The following is a 20,890-nucleotide window of genomic DNA, read 5'->3' on the forward strand; positions in this document are numbered from 1 at the left end:
CGGCCGGCCTGCCCACCCGTGATCTCCGTGGCTCACTCGCCACGGCTCCCTGTCCGCGACGACGCTCGCGGCTCACTCCCCGTGACGACCGTCACGGATCCACAGCGCCTCCGACGCGAGGCAGAACGGGAATCCATCATGCGCAAGCTGAGCATCGCCCTCGCCACGCTGGGCCTCGCGGCCCTCGGCCTCGCCGTCCCGGCCACCGCCCACGCGAGCGCCGGCTGCGACGCGAAGTGGCCGGGCCGTGACGGCAACGTACGTGCCTGGAAGGACGCGGACTGCCAGGGCGAACTCCTCGGCGTCACGCCCGGCAGCGACCCCAACTGGGGTGACGGCGCCGGCCCCTTCCAAGGCAGTGACGTCAATGTCGCGTCGTCGGTCATGAACAGCGGTTACGTCGGCGGCAAGGACGTCGTCGCCTTCTACTACCTGACGAACTACAACGACACGAGCTACGGCTGCCTCAAGCCGGGCGAACTGTACGTCGACAACCTGGGCCGCAACCACTTCACCAACGGCGCCAACATGAACGACAACATCATGTCCCACACCTGGGTGGCCGCGAGCGCCTGCGCCCCGGGCTCATTCATCGGCTGAGCGTCCCCGGTTCCGGTCACGTGCCCGTCGGTGTCGCGCCGACGGGCCATGGCGTACCTCTTCCTTGCCTCGTCGGACCGGCAGAATGATCAAGGCATGACATATTTGATGAAATCAGATCAAGTCGACGAGGTGGTCGCGAACCGAGGCCTGTCCTTCGCCTTGGAGTCGCGGCCGTGGATGGCGACAGGCTGCCGGGTGACCTCCACGCAACTGTCACCCTGGGAACCGGGGAGCTCTGCGGGACGCCCACAGTGCAGGACGATGAGCACCAGGGCGCTTTGAAGGTGTTCGTGGAGGACAGCCACCCCCTGACCTCTTCGTTACGTGGACGCCCAGTCCCTTGTCCTTGGTTAGGCTGCGCAGCCGCGGTCGACGGGCAATGCCCTGGGGCGGGAGGACCCGTAACGCTGCAGACGGCGCGCAACTTTTTCAACTGGGCTGTGCGATAGGGTTACTTCACGCTGCGCGCCTTCCCGGAGGGTATGAGAGCGGAGTTCAGTGGCCAGTCCCTCGGCCGTGACTGACGAGTGGTTTCCACTGCGTGGCTTCATGTGGTGTGAGAGCGGATGCCCGGTAGGGCTGTCCCTGCCATTCCAAGCTCACTGCCAAGGAGTGGTCACGTATGAACCCTGTCGAGTACAAGCCCGCGCGTCGCATCTGGTTTCGTAAGATCCTGATCGACGTCGCTGCTGGCATTGTCACCAACCTTGTGTTGGCGGCGCTGGTGGCGGTAGTGCGCCTGCTCTTCTGAGACGGGCAAGTGGCGGGCCCGGTGAGCCCGCCACTCTCCTCTGCTTCGAAGGTTCCCGCCCTCTCAGAACAGTGTTTTCTGACCCGGCTGCCCCTTGTCTCGCCGATTGCGTGAACGGTTCCGCCCTCCGCGCCGCGGGCGGGGAAGATGCGGTACGCGTGCCTCAGGGGGTAGGTTTTCCCAGGTGGGGCGCAGGCCGTGAATCTGGACGTTGCCCACCAGATCCTTGAGGTAGACGCGCGTCTCCTCGTCCGTGGAGTAGAGCACGGTCGCGCGGCTGGCACGGGTCATCAGCACGTGGTAGGCATGGCGGACGAGCCGCGCGAAGCCCCCATCGTCGACGCTGCTCGCCCGCACCTTCGGATCAAACGACCCCGGCACCGCTACGCGCTTGACGCCCGCCTCCAGGTCCTTGCGCTCCTTGCCGCGCCGAAATACCCACTTGCCGTCACGGCGCACCATGTCGTCACCCATGATCACGCCGCACCAGTCCCATTCAAGTCCCTGCGCGGTGTACACGCAGCCGATCTGTTCGAGGCCGTCCTGGTGCACCGACCAGATCTTCGAAGGCGGAGCACCGTTCTCGCAGAAGCTCTCACTGTCAGCGTTCCACGGACGGTGCCAGTCGCCGATACGGACGTCAGCCTCGAGCCGCTTCTCCTTGCCCAGGGGCTTGGTCCAAGGCCAGCAGTAACCCGCAACCATACGCGCTGAGGCGCCGGCGAGGGCTTCCGAGCGGATGACCTGCTCGAGTTCCTCGGGGCTGTCTGCCACCTCGATATGCATCAGCCCGTCCGGCGTCCACTGTTCCGCTACGTCGTCCGTCACACCGAGTACGGCTCGCACCCATCGGATGTAGGCATCGCTGCCTCCGCACCGGAACTGCTCGCGGAGCCTGTAGCGGACCAGTTCGGCGTCGTGCCGCTTGGCTGCATTCTCGATCAGCTCGACGTTGCCGACTTCGTTCGGCCGCACGGACTGGCTCTCGTCCAGGAAGAACACGGTCAGACGGGACGCTTCGAGCAGTTCATCCACCTGGGGCTTTGTGCCTTGCTGCTCGGGCCGCCAGAAGCGGCTGGTCGAGCGGTCCCGCAGACGATGCGCCTCATCACAGAGCAATACATCCAAAGGGGGCTCGGGTGGAGTCACGAAACTACTGAAGTAGGTGAAGCTCTCCCTGAACTCCCGGTCTCCGTAGCCGACATGCTCCTGGATCGCGCCGTTGAAGGCCCGGCTGCCGCTGGCGTACTTGACTGTTCGCCCATTGGCTTCGAGTTCCGCCTTGACCTGCAAACCGATGGCGCTCTTGCCCGTACCGGCACCACCCGTCACCAGGAAGACGACCCGTCTCTCGTCCGGCATGAGAGCCGGCTGATTCGGGTCTCCGAGGACAAGGGAAGTCGTGCCAAGGATCTGGTCGGCGACCTCCTGCTGGCGCCCACGCAGGGTGAACACTGTGTCCTCTCCACGCGACCTGATCATGGCGTCGAGCAGTGGCGTGTTCCGCAACTGCATGCTGCGGAGCAGCGTCTCGGCCGCGGAGGCGCCGCCGTCCTCGGCGAAGTGCTTGCGCAGGTCCGACATCAGCCGTCCGCGGCCGTCGTTCGTGTACATCCGGGCGTAAGCGCCGGTAGGCGCATCGAGGTCCATCAACGGCTTCACGGACGCGTCCGTCGCGTTGTGCAGGTACGCGAAGCCTCCACACTCGAAGTCGAGTCCGCTCAGCGGCCCTCTGGCACCGGTGAAGGCGTCGAAGTACTCCCGCAACTGCACCGCCGGATGCTTCTTCTCGCCCATCCCCGGTACATGCACCAACTCTGCTGTGGCCGCTTCCACCCTGGTCACCATCGACCAGCGCTTCAGCTCGACAAGCTGCACCGAGAGGCCGCGCGTGTACGGATGATGGCCGATCAAGACGACGTCGATGAGACGGGGAGCACCCGGGCGGTCGGACTCGTCGACCGTCGCCGCACACTCCACGATCATTTCCACATTTCCCCGGTTGGCCGCCACCAGATCCTTGGCGAGATCGACCAGGCTCTCCGCCCAGGCGGAACGCTCGGAGAGCGAGGCATCCGATCCGCGGAAGTGTTTCCACCTGGCGGCCAGGTGGGGCACCATGCGGCGCCGTGAGTTCAGGGCGAGCAGATCCTGCGCCGATAACTTCAGCAGGAGCATGGACACGAGGTGTTCCCCCAGGGCACGAGTGACTCGTGCGGGTGGGGGCATGTCCATGTGGGGAAGCCCGTCGGGCCGCAACCGGTACGGGTGATCCTAGGGAACCGCTGCAGACTCCGAGGACGGGAACCGGCTGTCGGCTTGATCGACGAGCATCGTGGCCGGATCGAGTTGTCAGTCAGGTGCGCTTGTATGGGCGCATGACTGTTCACGATCTTGCCGCGGCCCTCCCCCGTATCCCCGACCTGCGGAGCCTGTGCCGGTCGATCGCCGTGGCGGAGGCGGTTCTGAAGCCCGGCGCGTACCGGTACCACTCCTTCGACGCAAACTGGTCGGAGACGGAAGAGGTCTTCTCCACGCGGAATGGCAGCGGGGACGAGTTCGACATCGTCTTCTCCCCGGCTGGTGCGTACATCCGTGGCTTCGACCACGAGTCGCCCATGAGCCCCTACGCCGACGACGCTGTCTGGCCGGGCGTACTCGATTCGGTGCCGGAGACCTTTCGGGCCTACGTCGAAGATCCACGTTCGTCGACGACGGCATGCCCATGGTGACCTTCTGCCTGTGGCGCGAAACGGACGACGACACCTGGCACACGGGTCGAATGGACTTTCCGACCGATGATTCGGACCCCGACGGTTCCGGGTGGATGCTCGGACCCCTTGTCGATCCGCGCCCGGAGACCTTCCAGACATTCGCCGAGGACTACTACGAGAGGCCTGTCGATCTGGACGCCGTGCGTCACATATTCGAGGAGAGGCCGCTGACGCAGGACGTAGTGGCGCGTCTGAATCCGGTTGTCTCCTTCTCGGGAATCAAGAAGGACGCCGCGGACATGGGCTATCCGGTATGACCGTATTGGGGGGGCAGCTCCGGTCATGGCGCTCGTCCGCCCACGATCAGACTGCGACCACCTCGCGTTGCACCCCCACCAGTTCGCGCAACTTCGCCCGCGTCTCGGGATCCGTGGAGTACACCACCGTGCCGACCATGCCCCGCGTCAGCAGCACCTTGTAGGTGTTGCGGATCAGGCGATCGACGTCCGAATCCAGAGTGGACTTCTTGAAGACCGGATCCTTGGAGGCGGTACGGTCGGTGACCCAGGTGTCGCCACGCCAGATCAGGTCCGGGCCGATGATGACGCCGGACCAGTCGTACTCGAAGCCCTGTGCCGTGTAGACGCAGCCCACCTGGCCGAAGCCGGCCGGGTCGGTCGCCCACAGGGCGGACGGCGGTGCGCCGGAGATGGCGCGCTCGCCCCGGAGGTTCCAGGGGCGCGCCCAGTCGCCGATGACGACGTCCGCCGGGAGCGGGTCGCCCGGCTTGGGCTCCTTCGACCAGGTCCAGCAGTATCCCGCGGACATTCGGGCGCCGTATCCCTGCCCTCGGCGGTTCTGGAGAAACGATTCCATCTCCTCCGGGCTTTCGGCGACCAGGAGTTGCATCCGATCATCGGGGTCCCAGGCGACAGGGCCACCCGGCTCGAGGCCGAGGAGGCGAACGACCCAGCGCAGGTAGGCATCGCTGCCACCGCAGCGGAACTGGCTTTCGAGCGGTACGACATGACACTCAAAGCCCTTCTTCGCGGCGGCCGCCTTGATCTCGGCCACTGTGCCCATCTCGCCGGGGCGCACCACTTGGTGTTCGTCGAGGAGGAACACAGGCACCCGGGCGACGTCGATCAACTCCTCAATCTGCGGCCGACCGCTGCGATGGGCTGCAGGGGTGTAGCGATTGGCGGAGGTCTCGCGGATGCGGTGCGCCTCGTCACAGATCAGGACGTCGAGGGTGTTCTTCTCTGTCGTCATGAAGCTGTTGAAGTACTTGAAGAGGTCCTGCACTTCGCGCTTGCGGGCGCCCGCGACCTTACGCATGGTTTTAGTGAACGACTGAGAGCCGGTGGCATGTAGAGCCGGAACGCCCTGTCGGTACAGCTCACCGAGCAACGAAAGCGCGATGACACTCTTGCCCGTTCCGGGACCTCCGGTGACGATCAAGACTTCCTTGCGATCGGACTGCTTCGCCTTGCGTACGGCGTTGAGCACTGTGCGGTACGCCACCTGCTGCTCATCCAGGAGGATGAACTGTTCTCGGTCTTGCACCTCCTGAGCCGCGACGGACATCAGTTGCTTGGAGGGGACCGTCTTACCGGCGAGGAGTTCGTCTGCTGCTCGGGCGCCAGGGTGCTTGTCGCTCAGCTTGGAACGGAGGTGGTCCAGGAATTCCCCTCGGCGCTCGGCAGTGAACAATTGCCCCTGGTCGTCAAGTTCGATCTCTCGTAGCCCGCTGGCCCCGAACTCTGTGGCATTGTGCATGTAGGCCACCCCGCTGACGCGTTGAGGGTGCTCGGCGACCGCCCCGTTGAAGTTGACGAGGTACTCGCAGTAGCGGCGTACCTGCTCGATGGGATTGAGGACCGGGTGTGCGTAGGCGTCCACATGACAAAGGACCGGGTCGTCCTCATCAGGCGCGGCCTGGCTCCACTGTTTCAGCTCTACCACGACGTACGCCGGTTCTCCCGTGGCTGGGTGCAGCCCGGCAAGCACGGCGTCGGCGCGCTTGCTGTTCAACGGCAGCGCGTACTCGATCATGACCTCTACGTCGCCCAGGCTCGCTTCGTTCAGTGCCGCCGTCAGAGCGGGAATGCTGCGTTCCCAGGAACGGACCTCGGAAGGGCCGGGGCGGTAGCCATGCATGCGGACGAACTGTTCGGTGAGATGCAGGAAGAGCGAGCCGTCGAGCGCCATGACAGCGACCGTTGCGGCGGACGCGCGGAACAGCAAGGAATTCCCCCAGGCAGCACGAAATGACTCGTGCGGGTGGGGGCATGTCCTTCGAAACTCCACCGGCGTGGAGCGGAAGCCCGTCGGGCCGCGATGACGATGTGATCAAGGGTACCTGGGCGGCGAGAGGACTTAGGAGCCTCTGGGCAGACCGTCAGCCTGCTTTGGCGCCAGCCTTTCAGGCCGTGGGCCATCAACAGGGAATCTCACACATGGGCTGCCACAAGCGCGGGCAGTGATCACGATTCCATCGGAGGCCACTCCCCCCACTGCCTAGGCGGCCGCCCCGTCCCTGTCAGCGAGCACTTGCGTCAAACAGGTACGCCTGCCCCTATCTCTATGGTCCCGCCAACGTCCGCCCGCCGCTGCCGACGGCTGTGCATACCCACCCAGAAAACAGAAAAACCCCTGGTCAACAGGGGTTTTTAACTGGTGTCCGAGGGGGGACTTGAACCCCCACGCCCGATAAAGGGCACTAGCACCTCAAGCTAGCGCGTCTGCCATTCCGCCACCCGGACTAGGTGTCTGCCGCCTGGCCGGAGGTGTTCCCCGCGGCGACATGGACAACAATACCAAGGTTTCGGAGTGCCTTTCACCTGCATATCCGCGCCCCGACGGCGGGTGCACGAAGGTCGTGGAGGGCGCCTACAGACTCACTATGGGAGGCCGAACGGCTACGGCGGGTCCGCCCGTGTATGGCGGCCAAGGGCGCTGTCCACGCTGCGGAAGCACTGGCGACACGTTTTGGGTTCGCTCCGACCGCCGCCCTGGTGCTGGTCCTACTCGTGTGGGCGGCGGCAACTCGAGCCTGTGGCTGATGCGGGTCGTCGGGCCTGTCGCCGATCTGATCAGGGCGGAGTCCATCCGGTCATCACAGGCATGCCTCTCGGCACCTCCCCTACGTCAACGTCGCACGTTTGGTCCACATGGCCCGGCAGCACGGCGTCGTCCTGCGGATCATCCACGGATCGGTGACTTCGTGGTTCCCAAGACCCCGGTGTTTGCTGTGCACAGCGGCCCCGTCACCAATGGGCTGCGGCCCCCTGCCCGGCCGGCAACCGCTCGGCGCCTCGCTCCACCGTGACCGACGGGGGACGGTACGGCTGGTGCCGTGCCGAGCTTGAGCGAGCTGGTGGATCTAGGGTTCGCCGAGATCTACGGGTGTGCGGGCAGCAGCCCCCAGCAGCAAGTAGCGCCCAGGTGAGGCAGCGGCTGCTGGCCGGGCTCGACGATCCGCCGCTCCTGGCACCCGAGGAGCGGCGGCTGCTGCTGGCTCAGTCCGTGGAACGGAGTTTCCCGGAGGCGGCGGACCGCGCCTTCGCTCTGCGACCGGACCGGCAAGGCATCGGTTGGGCGGCCCGATCCACCGCCGATGGGCAGACAAGATCATCGCTCCGGTGACCGGTCGGGCGGCACCGCGGACGCCGGCGCCGCCCGACCCGGCCTCACGGCATGAGGTGGTACTCCGGGAAGTTGCCGGGCAGCCGCTCCCCCGCCGGCCCCTGTGTCACCGCACGTACCAGCAGCTCGCCGCCCACGAACGCGCCGCGCCACGACGCGCCGAAGCCGCCGAACAGCTCGTCGCGGTCGCCGCGTGAGCGAGGCTTGCCGTGGCCGACCTTGAACGCGCGGATCTGTGGGGACAGACGGTCGTACGTCGCCCTGTCGTCGGTCGACAACGTGGCGACCAGCGCGCCGTTGGACGCGTTCATGGCGGCCAGCAGCTCTGCCTCCGTATCGACCAGGACGATGGTGTCGACCGGGCCGAACGGTTCCGCGTGGTGCAGCGGCGAGGACGGGGGCGGGTTCAGGAGCGTCACCGGCTGGACGTACGCCGACGTGTCCTGGCCGGGCAGGAAGCGGGCGTCGGTCAGCCTGGCGCGGTGCAGCGGGACGGCGCCGCGGTCGATGGCCTCGGTGACCTGGTCGTTCAGCTCCTTCGCCTTGGCCGCGTTGATCACCGGGCCGAAGTCCAGCTCCGGGTACGGGTCCTCGCGCCGCTCCACCGCCAGCGGGTGGCCGACCCGCAGGGTGCGGACGGCCGGGAGGTACGCGGCCAGGAACTCGTCGAACAGGGTGCGCTGGACGACGAAGCGCGGGTAGGCGGTGCAGCGCTGTTTGCCGTAGTCGAAGAGCTTGGGGATGACGGCCGTCAGTGCGTCCCAGTCGGTGTAGTTCCAGACGCCCCAGGTGTTCAGTCCCTCCTGTTCGAGTATGTGTCGCTTGCCCAGGTCGGCGACGTCCGTGGCCACCGCGGCGCCCGTGTCGCGGCCGCCGACGAAGGAGACACAGCCGATCTCGGGGGCGCGGACCAGGGCCTCCGAGAGCTCGCCTCCGCTGCCGCTGACGAGGGTGACGGGAATCCCTTCGCGGGCGGCGAGCGCGCCGGCCAGGGTCAGACAGGCGACGCCGCCGTCGGTCGGGGTCTTGGCGATGACCGCGTTGCCTGCCAGTGCCTGTACCAGCATCGCGTGAACGAGCACGCTCATCGGGTAGTTCCAGCTCGCGATGTTGGAGACCGGTCCGTCCAGCGGCGCCCGGTCCGCGACCATGGGTTCGATTCCGTCGACGTACCAGCGGACGCCGTCGATCGCCCGGTCCACGTCCGCCTGCGCGAGCCGCCACGGCTTGCCGATCTCCCAGACGAGGAGGAGGGCGAGCAGCTCGCGGTGTTCGGTCAGCGCGTCGAGGGTCGCGGCGACGCGCGCCCGGCGTTCGTCCAGGGGGACGTGGCGCCAGGCGCGGTGCTGGTCGAGCGAGGCGCGTACGGCCTGCCCGGCGATGTCACCGTCCAGGCGCGGCGGTCCCGCGATCGGGCTGCCGTCCACGGGACTGGTCGCGGGCAGCGCCCGGCCGTCCGTCTGCCAGGCGGCGCCCCAGAGGTTGAGGACCCGGTCGTCCCGGAACGCCTCGGGTGCGACCGCCAGACAGCGCCGCCAGGCGTCGGACCAGGACGTGCCGGATTTGAGGGTGAGGGTGGGTGCCATTCGTTTGCTCCGCTCTCGGTGCACAGTCGGGGGCGGTAGGTGCATGGCTCGTCCGCGCACACGGTGGTGCGCCGACGTCGTACGGAGGAAGGTAGTGACACGGCATGACGCGCGACAGTTACCTCGCTTCAACTATGAGTGACGTCACGCTCCGCTTCCAGTCGGGCCAGCACCAGCCGTGCCGTCGCGGTCGGCGTGCCGCCCACCTGCACGCCCGCGCCCTCCAGGGCCTCCTTCTTCGCCCGCGCGGTGCCGGACGAACCGGACACGATCGCCCCCGCGTGCCCCATGGTCCTGCCCTCGGGGGCGGTGAATCCGGCGATGTAGCCGACGACGGGCTTGGTGACGTGGTCGCGGACGTACGCGGCCGCCCGTTCCTCCGCGTCGCCGCCGATCTCGCCGATCAGGACGATGAGTTCGGTGTCGGGGTCCGCCTCGAAGGCGGCCAGGCAGTCGATGTGGCTCGTGCCGACGACCGGGTCCCCGCCGATGCCGACGCACGTCGAGAAGCCGATGTCGCGCAGCTCGTACATGAGCTGGTAGGTGAGGGTGCCGGACTTGGAGACGAGGCCGATGCGGCCGGGCTTGGTGATGTCGGCGGGGATGATGCCCGCGTTGGACTGGCCGGGGGAGATCAGGCCGGGGCAGTTGGGGCCGATGATCCGGGTGCCCTTGGCGGCGGCGTACGCGTGGAAGGCGACCGCGTCGTGGACCGGGATGCCCTCGGTGATGACGACGGTGAGCGCGATTCCGGCGTCGGCGGCCTCGACGACGGCCGCCTTGGCGAAGGCAGGCGGTACGAAGACGACGGTGACGTCGGCGCCGGTCGCCTCCCTTCCCTCGCGCACCGAGCCGAACACGGGGACGGTCCGCTCGTCGAAGTCGACGGCACGGCCCGCCTTGCGCGGGTTGACCCCGCCGACGACGTCCGTGCCCGCCGCGAGCATGCGGCGGGTGTGCTTCATGCCCTCGCCGCCGGTCATGCCCTGGACGAGGACCTTGCTCTCCTTGGTGAGGTAGATGGCCATGTCGGGCTCCTTCAGCCGGCGTCGGCGAGTTGGGCGGCGCGGCGCGCGGCGCCGTCCATGGTGGTGACCTGCTGGACCAGGGGGTGCCGGCGGCCGTCGAGGATCGCCCGCCCCCGTGCCGCGTTGTTCCCGTCCAGGCGGACCACGAGCGGCTTGGTCAACCGGACGGTGTCCAGGGCCTGCACGATCCCGTCGGCGACCGCGTCGCAGGCGGTGATCCCGCCGAAGACGTTGACGAAGACGGACTTCACGGCCGGGTCGGAGAGGATGACGGACAGGCCGTCGGCCATGATCTGGGCGGAGGCGCCGCCGCCGATGTCGAGGAAGTTGGCGGGGCGGGCCCCGCAGCCCGCGACCACGTCGAGCGTCGACATGACGAGGCCCGCTCCGTTGCCGATGATGCCGACCTCGCCGTCCAGCTTCACGTAGTTGAGCCCCTTGGCCGCTGCCGCCGCCTCCAGCTGATCGCCGTGCTCCGCGGCTTCGGCGCCCCAACGCGTCTGCCGGAAGCGGGCGTTGTCGTCGAGCGTGACCTTGCCGTCGAGGGCGAGGATCTGCCCCTGCGCCGTACGCACGAGCGGGTTCACCTCGACCAGTACGGCGTCCTCGCGGAGCAGTACCTCCCAGAGCCGGACGAGTACGTCGACGGTCGCCGGGGGAAGCCCGGCCGCTTCCGCGATCTCGGCCGCCTTCGCGGAGGTGACACCCTCGGCCGGGTCGACGGGGACACGCGCCACGGCTTCCGGGCGGGTGGCGGCCACCTCCTCGATCTCCATGCCGCCTTCCGCGGAGGCGATGGCGAGGAAGCGGCCGGCCGCGCGGTCGAGTACGTAGGAGACGTAGAACTCTGCCTCGATGTCGACGGGTTCGGCCAGCATCACCTTGCCGACCGTGTGTCCCTTGATGTCCATGCCGAGGATCTGGCGCGCCGTGAGTTCGGCGGCGGCGGGGTCCGCGGCGAGCTTCACACCACCCGCCTTGCCGCGGCCACCGGTCTTGACCTGCGCCTTCACTACGACGCGGCCGCCGAGCCTGCGGGCGATGACGCGCGCCTCCTGGGACGAGTCGGTGACCTCGGCCCTCGGCACCAAGATGCCGTGGTCCGCGAAGAGTTCCCTTGCCTGGTGTTCGTACAGGTCCATCTCGGCTCCTGTCTGCCGTGTCTGTCCGGGAGCGATCCCCGGGCCCCCGAAAAGTGCCGCACGCCCCCTGGACACCACCCACCGGATGCGGGATAACAAGCTTCATACAGTATTCGTCGACTGTATGCAATGTACCGCGAGAGCGTTCCAACCCCCTACGAAGGGACAGGACTTCGCCATGCCCGACGGCAGCAGCGACAACAACTCGGACCTCATCTCCGGTGGGCACCTGGTCGCCAAGGCACTCAAAGCGGAGGGGGTGGAGGTCATCTACACCCTGTGCGGCGGCCACATCATCGACATCTACGACGGCTGCGTGGACGAGGGCATCAAGGTCGTCGACGTGCGTCACGAGCAGGTCGCCGCGCACGCCGCCGACGGCTACGCGCGCATCACCGGCAAGCCCGGCTGCGCGGTCGTCACGGCGGGTCCCGGCACCACCGACGCCGTGACCGGTGTCGCCAACGCCTTCCGCGCGGAGTCCCCGATGCTGCTGATCGGCGGCCAAGGGGCGCACACACAGCACAAGATGGGGTCGCTCCAGGACCTCCCGCACGTCGACATGATGACGCCGATCACCAAGTTCGCGGCGACCGTGCCGGACACGGCGCGCGCCGCCGACATGGTGTCGATGGCGTTCCGCGAGTGCTACCACGGCGCACCGGGCCCCTCCTTCCTGGAGATCCCGCGCGATGTCCTCGACGCCAGGGTGCCGGTGAGCAAGGCCCGGATTCCCGCCGCCGGCCAGTACCGGGCCTCGACCCGCTCGGCCGGCGATCCCGAGGCGGTCGAGCAGCTCGCCGACCTCCTCGTGCACGCGGAGAAACCGGCGATCCTGCTGGGCAGCCAGGTGTGGACGACACGTGGGACCGAGGCCGCCGTCGACCTCGTGCGCACCCTCAACATCCCGGCGTACATGAACGGCGCCGGGCGCGGCACGCTGCCGCCCGGGGACCCGCACCACTACCAGCTGTCGCGCCGGTACGCGTTCTCCAACGCCGACGTCATCGTCGTCGTCGGTACGCCGTTCGACTTCCGCATGGGCTACGGCAAGCGGCTGTCGCCGGACGCGACCGTCGTGCAGATCGACCTCGACTACCGGACCGTCGGCAAGAACCGGGACATCGACCTCGGGATCGTCGGCGACGCGGGGCTGATCCTGAAGTCGGTCACCGAGGCGGCCTCCGGGCGCCTCAACGGAGGCGCGTCGAAGCGCAAGGAGTGGCTGGACGAACTGCGCGCCGCCGAGCAGACGGCCCTCGACAAGCGGCTGCCCAGCCTGAGGTCCGACGCCTCACCCATCCACCCGTACCGGCTGGTCAGCGAGATCAACGACTTCCTCACCGAGGACTCCGTCTACATCGGCGACGGCGGTGACATCGTCACCTTCTCCGGGCAGGTCGTGCAGCCCAAGTCGCCCGGACACTGGATGGACCCGGGTCCGCTGGGCACACTCGGCGTCGGCATCCCGTTCGTGCTCGCGGCCAAGCAGGCGCGGCCCGACAAGGAAGTGGTGGCCCTCTTCGGCGACGGCGCGTTCTCCCTCACCGGCTGGGACTTCGAGACCCTCGTCCGCTACGACCTCCCCTTCGTCGGCATCGTCGGCAACAACTCCTCGATGAACCAGATCCGCTACGGCCAGGCCCAGAAGTACGGCCTGGCCCGCGAGCGGGTCGGCAACACCCTCGGCGACGTCCACTACGACAAGTTCGCCCAGATGCTGGGCGGTTACGGCGAGGAGGTCCGCGACCCCGCCGACATCGGCCCGGCGCTGCGGCGCGCCCGCGAGTCGGGTAAGCCGTCGCTGATCAACGTCTGGGTCGACCCGGACGCGTACGCCCCCGGAACCATGAACCAGACGATGTACAAGTGAGGTGAGCCGACCATGACCAAGGCTCTCGAAGGCATCCGCGTCCTCGACATGACGCACGTCCAGTCCGGGCCCTCCGCGACCCAGCTGCTCGCCTGGCTCGGCGCGGACGTGGTCAAACTGGAGGCGCCGACCGGTGACATCACGCGGGGGCAGCTGCGCGACCTCCCGGACGTCGACTCCCTCTATTTCACGATGCTCAACTGCAACAAGCGGAGCATCACCCTCAACACCAAGACCGAGCGCGGCAAGGAGATCCTCACCGAGCTGATCCGGCGCTCCGACGTCATGGTCGAGAACTTCGGACCGGGCGCGGTCGACCGTATGGGCTTCACCTGGGACCGCATTCGGGACATCAATCCGCGGATCGTCTATGCCTCCATCAAGGGGTTCGGCGACGGGCCGTACACCGACTTCAAGGCGTACGAGGTCGTCGCGCAGGCCATGGGCGGGTCGATGTCGACCACCGGCTTCGAGGACGGGCCGCCGCTGGCGACGGGGGCCCAGATCGGGGACTCGGGCACGGGCATCCACGCCGTGGCGGGGATTCTCGCGGCGCTGTACCAGCGGGAGAACACCGGGCGCGGTCAGCGGGTCAACGTGGCCATGCAGCATGCTGTGCTCAACCTCTGCCGGGTGAAGCTGCGCGATCAGCAGCGCCTGGCCCATGGCCCGCTCGCTGAATATCCCAACGACGACTTCGGCGACGAGGTTCCCCGGTCCGGGAACGCGTCCGGCGGCGGCCAGCCCGGCTGGGCGGTCAAGTGCGCGCCGGGCGGCCCCAACGACTACGTGTACGTCATCGTGCAGCCCGTCGGCTGGAAGCCGCTCAGCGAGCTCATCGGCCGGCCCGAGCTGGCGGACGACCCCGAGTGGGCGACGCCGGAGGCGCGGCTGCCCCAGCTCACCAAGATGTTCCAGCTCATCGAGGAATGGTCGGCCACGCTCCCCAAGTGGGAGGTGCTGGAGAAGCTCAACGCCCACAACATCCCGTGCGGCCCCATCCTGTCCACCAAGGAGATCGTCGAGGACGCGTCGCTGGTCGCCAACGAGATGGTGGTGACGGTGCCGCATCCGGAGCGCGGCGAGTTCGTGACCGTGGGCAGCCCGCTGAAGCTCTCCGACTCCCCCGTGGACGTGACCAGCTCGCCCCTGCTCGGCGAGCACAACGCAGAGGTGTACGTCGGCGAACTCGGCCTCGGGGACGAGGAGCTGCGCCTGCTCAAGTCGAACGGAGTGATCTGACGTGATGGCCGAAGACCGGGCGCTGAGGGTGCGGACGCTCCTCGACACCGTGCGGGCCGAGGGACGGACCGCGCTGACGGCGCCCGAGGGCAAGGTGATCGCCGACGCGTACGGGATCGCCGTGCCCGGCGAGGAACTGGCGACGGACGTCGACGAAGCGGTCGCGTACGCGGCGCGCTTCGGCGGCCCCGTCGTGATGAAGATCGTCTCCCCGGACATCCTGCACAAGACCGACGCGGGCGGCGTCATCGTCGGTGTGGAGGGCGCGGCGGACGTACGCGCCGCCTTCTGCCGGATCGTCGAGAACGCGCGGGCGTACAACGAGCGGGCCCGCATCGAGGGCGTACAGGTTCAGGAACTCCTCCCGCGGGGACAGGAAGTCATCGTCGGCGCGGTCACCGATCCGACGTTCGGGAAAGTGGTGGCCTTCGGGCTCGGCGGCGTACTTGTAGAGGTCTTCAAGGACGTCACGTTCCGGCTGGCGCCCGTGGACGCCGACGAGGCCCTGTCGATGCTGGACTCGATCCGCTCGACGGAGATCCTGCGCGGGGTGCGTGGGGCCGCCGCGGTGGACCGGTGGGCGATCGCCGAGCAGATCCGCCGGGTGTCCCGACTCGTCACGGACTTCCCGGAGATCGCGGAGGTGGACCTCAACCCGGTGGTCGCCACCCCGGAGGGCGCGGTCGCGGCGGACATCCGGGTGATCCTCGCGGAGTCGCAGCCGAAGCCCCGACGCACGTACACGCGCGAGGAGATCCTCACCTCCATGCGCCGGCTGATGCAGCCCTCCTCCGTCGCCGTGATCGGTGCCTCCAACGAGCACGGGAAGATCGGCAATTCGGTGATGCGCAACCTCATCGACGGCGGCTTCTCCGGAGAGATCCATCCGGTGAACCCCAAGGCCGACGACATCGTGGGCCGCAAGGCGTACAAGAGTGTCACGGACATTCCCGGTGAGGTGGATGTGGCGCTCTTCGCGATTCCCGCCACGTTCGTGGCCGCGGCCCTGGAGGAGGTGGGACGCAAGGGGATCCCCAACGCCGTACTGATCCCCTCCGGGTTCGCGGAGACCGGCGAGCACGAACTCCAGGACGAGGTCGTGGCGATCGCCGAGCGGCACGGCGTCCGGCTGCTCGGGCCGAACATCTACGGCTACTACTCGACGTGGCACGACCTGTGCGCCACGTTCTGCACGCCGTACGACGTCAAGGGCGGCGTCGCCCTCACCTCGCAGTCCGGTGGCATAGGGATGGCCATCCTGGGCTTCGCGCGCACTACGAAGACGGGTGTCTCGGCGATCGTCGGGCTCGGCAACAAGTCGGACCTCGACGAGGACGACCTGCTCACCTGGTTCGGCGAGGACCCGCACACCGAGTGCATCGCGATGCACCTGGAGGACCTCAAGGACGGCCGCGCCTTCGTGGCGGCGGCCCGGGCGACGGTCCCCAGGAAGCCGGTCGTGGTCCTGAAGGCGGGTCGCACGGCGGCAGGCGCCAAGGCCGCGGGATCGCACACGGGCGCGCTCGCGGGCGACGACGCCGTGTACGACGACATCCTGAAGCAGGCCGGGGTCATCAGGGCGCCCGGGCTGAACGACATGCTGGAGTACGCGCGCGCGTTGCCGGTGCTTCCCACTCCCCAGGGCGACAACGTCGTGATCATCACCGGGGCCGGCGGCAGCGGCGTGCTGCTGTCCGACGCGGTGACCGACAACGGGCTGTCCCTGATGGAGATCCCGCCGGACCTGGACGCGTCCTTCAGGACGTTCATCCCGCCCTTCGGAGCCGCGGGCAACCCGGTCGACATCACCGGCGGTGAGCCGCCGTCGACGTACGAGGCGACCATCCGGCTGGGTCTCGAGGACCCGCGCGTCCACGCCCTGGTCCTCGGCTACTGGCACACCATCGTCACCCCTCCCATGGTGTTCGCCGAGCTCACCGCGCGCGTGGTGGCCGAGTTCCGGGAGCGCGGCATCGAGAAGCCGGTGGTGGCGTCGCTCGCCGGCGACGTCGAGGTCGAGGAGGCCTGCCAGTACCTCTACGAGCGCGGGGTCGTGGCGTACCCGTACACGACCGAGAAGCCGGTGGCCGTACTCGGCGCGAAGTATCGCTGGGCGCGGGCGGCGGGGCTGTTGGGGGGCGGTTCATGAGGTGACCGAGCGCGGGGCGGCCGACGGTGCGCGTCGGCCGCCCCGGGACCCGTGCGCACACGAAAGGCATTGGACAGGGGGCGCTGGCCAGAACTTTCGACGCAAGGGGCAATCGCGATATGACAACCACCGACCTATCGACGTCCGTCCCCTACAGGGAGGTGACGGACCGCAACGGCCGCGTGTACCGGATCGGCGAGACCGATACCGACCTCATGGGCCGGCCACGCACCTGGATGGTCATCCTGCCCTGGGTGGGCATGATGGGCATCAGCTCCGCCGAGTACGCGTTCACGTCGGCGGAGGACACCCTCCACGAGGCTCATCTGTGGAGCAGCGGACACATCTTCTGGCTGATGGGCGTCTGGGTGTTCTTCCAGGCGGCCGTGGCCTTCCCCGCCGGACAGCTGCGGGAGAGCGGCAGGCTGCCCGCCCGCACGGCGATGATGATCGGCGCGCTCGGCACCCTGCTGGGCTATCTGGCGCTGGCTTTCGCGCCGAACGTGGTCGTCGCCTACGTCGGCTTCGGCATGTGCAGTGGCATCGGCGCCGGCCTGGTCTACGCGACCTGCATCAACATGGTCGGCAAGTGGTATCCGGAGCGCAAGGGCGGCAAGACGGGCTTCGTGAACGGCGGTTTCGCCTACGGGTCCGTGCCCTTCGTCTTCATCTTCACGTCGGTGCTGGACCTGAGCAACTACAAGGTCGTGCTCAGCTGCGTGGGCGTCGGGCTGTGCCTGGTGGTGGCGTCGGCCGGCTGGTTCTTCAAGGATCCGCCGAAGAGCTGGTGGCCCCCGCACGTCGACCCGCTGACGGTGACCGACGACCCGAGGATCCGCCGGGCGCTGGCGAAGAACCCGCCGGCGGTCAAGCAGTACACCCCCAAGGAGGCCGCTCGTACGCCCGTGCTCTGGATGATGTGGTTCTGTCTGCTCTGCACGGCCGGCATCAACATCTTCGGCATCGCCTTCCAGGTGCCGTTCGGCAAGGACATGGGCTTCGCGGGCGGGATCGTGGCCACGGCGATGTCCCTGAAGGCCATCGTCAACGGCACCGGGCGCGGCGTGATCGGGTGGATATCCGATCGCTACGGGCGCCGCAACACGCTGGTCGTCGTGTGTCTCGTGCTGGGTTCCGCCCAGTTCGGCGTCCTGGTGTCGGGCCAGATGGGCAGCATGCCGTTCTTCCTGTTCTGCTCCATGGTCTCCGGATTCGGCGGTGGTGCGATCTTCCCGCTGTTCGCGGCGATGACCGCGGACTACTTCGGCGAGAACAACAACGCCAGCAACTACGGAATGGTCTACAGCTCCAAGCTCATCTCGGGCCTGGTGGGATCCGGTCTGGGCGCGGTCGTCGTCGGTGCGTGGGACTACGACGGCGCGTTCGTCCTGGCGGGCTCCGTCGGGCTGGCCTCGGCGGTCCTGGCGCTGTTCCTGCGGGCGCCCGGACGGCCCAGGGCCCAGCACATCCTCCCCAACCCGCAGCCGCTCGGCGAGGAGATGGCGTGACATGACGGCGGACCCCATCGCGGCGAGGAGCGCGTCGGCAGACCCCGGCGCCCCGAACCGCTCGTACCGGGAAGTGACCGACTCGCGCGGCCGCGTCTACCGCGTGGGCGAGACGGACCGCGACATCCTCGGCCACTCACGAAAATTCATGGTGTACCTGCCATGGGCAGCCATGATGGCCATCAGCGTCTTCGAATACGCGTACGGCTCGGCCGAGGACACCCTGTCCCACGCCCACGGCTGGACGCAGAGCAACACGTTCTGGATCCTGAGCGTCTGGGTCTTCTTCCAGGCCGGTATCGCCTTCCCCGCGGGCTGGCTGCGCGAGAAGGGCGTCCTGACCGCCTGCACGGCCATGCACCTCGGCGCGGGCATGTGCCTGGTCGGATTCCTCGCCCTGTCACACCTGAGCAACGTGCTCCTGGCGATTCTGGGATTCGGTGTCGTCGGCGGCATCGGTTCCGGCCTGGTGTACGCGACCTGCATCAACATGGTCGGCAAGTGGTTCCCCGAGCGCCGCGGTGCGAGGACCGGGTTCGTCAACGGCGGGTTCGCGTACGGGTCGCTTCCTTTCATCTTCATCTTCAACTACGCGTTCGACACGGCGAACTACCACCGGGTCCTGGACCTCATCGGCTGCTACGTGATGATCGTGGTCCTGTCCAGCGCGTTCTTCTTCAAGGACCCGCCGAAGAACTGGTGGCCCGCGGACATCGATCCGCTGACCTGCTCGGGCAACGGCAAGAGCGCCGCGAGTCTCGCGAAGAACCCGCCCGCGGTGAAGCAGTACACGCCCAAGGAGGCCATCAGGACCGGTGTGCTCCCGTTGATGTGGATCACTCTCGTCATGACGGCAGGCGTATCGATCTTCGGGATCTCCTTCCAGGTCGACTTCGCCAAGGAGGTCGGCTTCGGGCCACTGGTGGCCGCCTCTTCGATGGGCATCATGGCCGTCATCAACGGCATCGGCCGCGCGGTGGTGGGCTGGCTGTCCGACATCTTGGGCCGCAAGCTCACCCTGGTGTTCGTGATCGTCGTCCTGGGTCTCGCCCAGTTCGGCGTGATCTGGGCCGGCGACGTCAAGAGCGAGTGGCTGTTCCTGTTCTTCGCCTTCCTCTCCGGATTCGGCGGCGGCGCGTTCTACCCGATGTTCGCGGCGCTGACCCCGGACTACTTCGGCGAGAACTACAACGCCACCAACTACGGCCTGGTGTACAGCGGCAAGCTGATCAGCGGTCTGTTCGGCGGCGGACTCGGCTCCATGGTGGTCGCGGCCTGGGGCTACAACGGCGCGTACGCGCTGGCCGGGGCGATCTCCATGGTGGCGGCGGCGATCGCGCTGCTGCTGAAGCAGCCGGGGCGGAACACGGACAGGAGCCTGACTCCGGAGCCGCAGCCGGCGGGCTGAGCGCGGCGACGTTCGAGGGGCCCTGTCCGGGAGGTGGCTCGCTGACAGGGCCCCTCAAGCGTGGGGTCCGGTGCGGCGCAGGGCGCGGTTGATGTCGAAGCCTCCTTGGCGTACGTCGGTGGGGCGGGTCGGCGCAGGACGGCGGACGGGGTCCGGTGTCCCTCGCCCGCCGTCGCTCAGCGGCCCGGCGCCCCGGCGGGCGCGGGAAGTTCACAAGGGTGCCGCTTCGTGTCAGTCGTTGCCGCCGAACGCCGCGTCGAAGGAGGCCGACGGTGGCTCGAAGTCGTACGCCTTCAGGCGGGTCAGCGCCTCGGGGGCGCCCTGGAGCCGGTCCATGCCGGCGTCCTCCCACTCGACGGAGACGGGCCCGCGGTAGTCGATGGAGCCCAGCATGCGGAAGACGTCCTCCCAGGGAACGTCGCCGTGGCCGGCCGAGACGAAGTCCCAGCCCCGGCGCGGGTCGCCCCAGGGCAGATGCGAGCCGAGGCGGCCGTTGCGTCCGTCGAGCCGCTTGCGGGCCTCTTTGCAGTCGACGTGGTAGACGCGGTCGCGGAAGTCGTACAGGAAGCCGACGGGGTCGAGGTCCTGCCACACGAAATGGCTCGGGTCGAAGTTCAGCCCGAAAGCGGGCCGATGGTCAACGGCCGCCAGTGCGCGCTGGGTTGTCCAGTAGTCGTACGCGATCTCGCCGGGGTGGACCTCGTGCGCGAACCGCACGCCCTCGGCGTCGAAGACGTCCAGGATCGGGTTCCAGCGCTCGGCGAAGTCCTCGTAGCCGCGGTCGATCATCGACTCGGGGACGGGCGGGAACATGGCGACCAGGTGCCAGATGGCGGAGCCGGTGAAGCCGATGACCGTGTCGACGCCGAAGGCCGCCGCGGCGCGCGCGGTGTCCTTGATCTCGGCCGCGGCCCGCTGCCGTACCCCTTCGGCCGCGCCGTCGCCCCAGATCCGCGCGGGCAGGATCGCCCGGTGGCGCTCGTCGATGAGGGCGTCGCAGACCGCCTGACCGACCAGGTGGTTGGAGATCGCCCAGCACGTGAGGCCGTACTTGTCGAGAAGCGCGTGCCTGGACTCGAGGTACGTCGGGTCGGCGAGGGCCCTGTCGACCTCGAAGTGGTCGCCCCAACAGGCGAGTTCGAGTCCGTCGTAGCCGAAGTCGCGGGCGAGGCGGCAGACCTCTTCGAGCGGGAGGTCGGCCCACTGGCCGGTGAAGAGTGTGAAGTCGCGCGGCATTC

At 68.1% G+C, this 20,890-nt stretch carries 16 protein-coding genes, 1 tRNA gene and 1 pseudogene; 10 read left to right on the plus strand and 8 right to left on the minus strand.

All coding sequences use genetic code 11. The features are described 5' to 3' along the window. The first annotated feature begins 138 nt into the window (after positions 1-138). Entirely contained in the window at positions 139-600 is a 462-nt protein-coding gene (locus SAVERM_RS09555) for a hypothetical protein (RefSeq protein WP_010983252.1), read from the plus strand. Between the two features lie 119 nt (positions 601-719). On the opposite strand, the gene SAVERM_RS45290 is transcribed toward SAVERM_RS09555, so the two are convergent. Then, on the minus strand, positions 720-908 hold the full coding sequence (locus SAVERM_RS45290) for a DUF397 domain-containing protein (RefSeq protein ID WP_037647387.1): 189 nt from the start codon (positions 906-908) through the stop codon (positions 720-722). A gap of 317 nt (positions 909-1,225) precedes the next feature. On the opposite strand from SAVERM_RS45290, the gene SAVERM_RS44630 reads away from it, so the two are divergent. Further along, complete coding sequence (locus tag SAVERM_RS44630) at positions 1,226-1,354, plus strand: DUF6408 family protein (RefSeq protein WP_237528754.1); 129 nt, start codon at positions 1,226-1,228, stop codon at positions 1,352-1,354. A 63-nt stretch (positions 1,355-1,417) separates the two neighbouring features. On the opposite strand, the gene SAVERM_RS09565 is transcribed toward SAVERM_RS44630, so the two are convergent. Continuing rightward, positions 1,418-3,532 carry a DUF2075 domain-containing protein gene (locus tag SAVERM_RS09565; protein WP_042494306.1) on the minus strand — a complete coding sequence of 705 codons (2,115 nt, stop codon included), beginning with the start codon at positions 3,530-3,532 and terminating at the stop codon, positions 1,418-1,420. Between the two features lie 200 nt (positions 3,533-3,732). On the opposite strand from SAVERM_RS09565, the gene SAVERM_RS45510 reads away from it, so the two are divergent. Together SAVERM_RS45510 and SAVERM_RS45515 are read left to right on the plus strand one after the other, a co-directional pair. Then, complete coding sequence (locus SAVERM_RS45510; RefSeq protein WP_306292885.1) at positions 3,733-4,086, plus strand: hypothetical protein; 354 nt, start codon at positions 3,733-3,735, stop codon at positions 4,084-4,086. After that, positions 4,074-4,385, plus strand: a complete 312-nt coding sequence (locus SAVERM_RS45515) for a hypothetical protein (RefSeq protein ID WP_308689883.1) — start codon at positions 4,074-4,076, stop codon at positions 4,383-4,385. The genes SAVERM_RS45510 and SAVERM_RS45515 overlap by 13 nt, the downstream gene beginning before the upstream one ends. A gap of 46 nt (positions 4,386-4,431) precedes the next feature. Here SAVERM_RS45515 and SAVERM_RS09575 read toward each other — a convergent pair whose 3' ends face one another. Both SAVERM_RS09575 and SAVERM_RS09580 read right to left on the minus strand, forming a co-directional pair. Next, positions 4,432-6,315, minus strand: a complete 1,884-nt coding sequence (locus tag SAVERM_RS09575; protein ID WP_010983254.1) for a DUF2075 domain-containing protein — start codon at positions 6,313-6,315, stop codon at positions 4,432-4,434. A gap of 430 nt (positions 6,316-6,745) precedes the next feature. Continuing rightward, positions 6,746-6,833 (minus strand) — tRNA-Leu (locus SAVERM_RS09580). A 384-nt stretch (positions 6,834-7,217) separates the two neighbouring features. Between SAVERM_RS09580 and SAVERM_RS44635 the strand changes: the two are divergent. After that, positions 7,218-7,716: pseudogene (locus SAVERM_RS44635) on the plus strand (DUF2254 family protein); the annotation flags it as partial. A 44-nt stretch (positions 7,717-7,760) separates the two neighbouring features. Here SAVERM_RS44635 and SAVERM_RS09585 read toward each other — a convergent pair. The 3 genes from SAVERM_RS09585 to sucC all read right to left on the minus strand — a co-directional run bounded on the left by SAVERM_RS09585 (position 7,761) and on the right by sucC (position 11,472). After that, positions 7,761-9,302 carry an aldehyde dehydrogenase family protein gene (locus SAVERM_RS09585; RefSeq protein ID WP_010983255.1) on the minus strand — a complete coding sequence of 514 codons (1,542 nt, stop codon included), beginning with the start codon at positions 9,300-9,302 and terminating at the stop codon, positions 7,761-7,763. A 128-nt stretch (positions 9,303-9,430) separates the two neighbouring features. Then, a complete protein-coding gene (gene sucD, locus SAVERM_RS09590; protein ID WP_010983256.1) occupies positions 9,431-10,330 on the minus strand; it encodes a succinate--CoA ligase subunit alpha in 900 nt (299 codons plus the stop codon). A gap of 11 nt (positions 10,331-10,341) precedes the next feature. Continuing rightward, positions 10,342-11,472: an ADP-forming succinate--CoA ligase subunit beta gene (gene sucC, locus SAVERM_RS09595; protein WP_010983257.1), complete on the minus strand. Its 1,131-nt coding sequence runs from the start codon at positions 11,470-11,472 to the stop codon at positions 10,342-10,344. A 178-nt stretch (positions 11,473-11,650) separates the two neighbouring features. On the opposite strand from sucC, the gene SAVERM_RS09600 reads away from it, so the two are divergent. The 5 genes from SAVERM_RS09600 to SAVERM_RS09620 all read left to right on the plus strand — a co-directional run bounded on the left by SAVERM_RS09600 (position 11,651) and on the right by SAVERM_RS09620 (position 19,652). Then, entirely contained in the window at positions 11,651-13,345 is a 1,695-nt protein-coding gene (locus SAVERM_RS09600; protein ID WP_010983258.1) for a thiamine pyrophosphate-binding protein, read from the plus strand. 12 nt (positions 13,346-13,357) lie between these two features. Next, a complete protein-coding gene (gene frc, locus SAVERM_RS09605) occupies positions 13,358-14,587 on the plus strand; it encodes a formyl-CoA transferase (RefSeq protein ID WP_010983259.1) in 1,230 nt (409 codons plus the stop codon). 4 nt (positions 14,588-14,591) lie between these two features. Next, positions 14,592-16,736 (plus strand): acetate--CoA ligase family protein, encoded by a 2,145-nt coding sequence (locus tag SAVERM_RS09610; protein ID WP_037647551.1) that lies wholly within the window; start codon positions 14,592-14,594, stop codon positions 16,734-16,736. A 119-nt stretch (positions 16,737-16,855) separates the two neighbouring features. Further along, complete coding sequence (locus tag SAVERM_RS09615; RefSeq protein WP_037647383.1) at positions 16,856-18,244, plus strand: OFA family MFS transporter; 1,389 nt, start codon at positions 16,856-16,858, stop codon at positions 18,242-18,244. 1 nt (position 18,245) lies between these two features. Next, positions 18,246-19,652 (plus strand): OFA family MFS transporter, encoded by a 1,407-nt coding sequence (locus SAVERM_RS09620; RefSeq protein WP_010983262.1) that lies wholly within the window; start codon positions 18,246-18,248, stop codon positions 19,650-19,652. 231 nt (positions 19,653-19,883) lie between these two features. Here the strand turns inward: SAVERM_RS09620 and SAVERM_RS09625 are convergent, their stop codons facing one another. Continuing rightward, entirely contained in the window at positions 19,884-20,888 is a 1,005-nt protein-coding gene (locus SAVERM_RS09625; RefSeq protein WP_010983263.1) for a sugar phosphate isomerase/epimerase family protein, read from the minus strand. Positions 20,889-20,890 lie beyond the last annotated feature (2 nt).

It is taken from the genome of Streptomyces avermitilis MA-4680 = NBRC 14893, assembly GCF_000009765.2.
In the GTDB taxonomy this organism is placed as follows: Bacteria; Actinomycetota; Actinomycetes; order Streptomycetales; family Streptomycetaceae; genus Streptomyces; species Streptomyces avermitilis.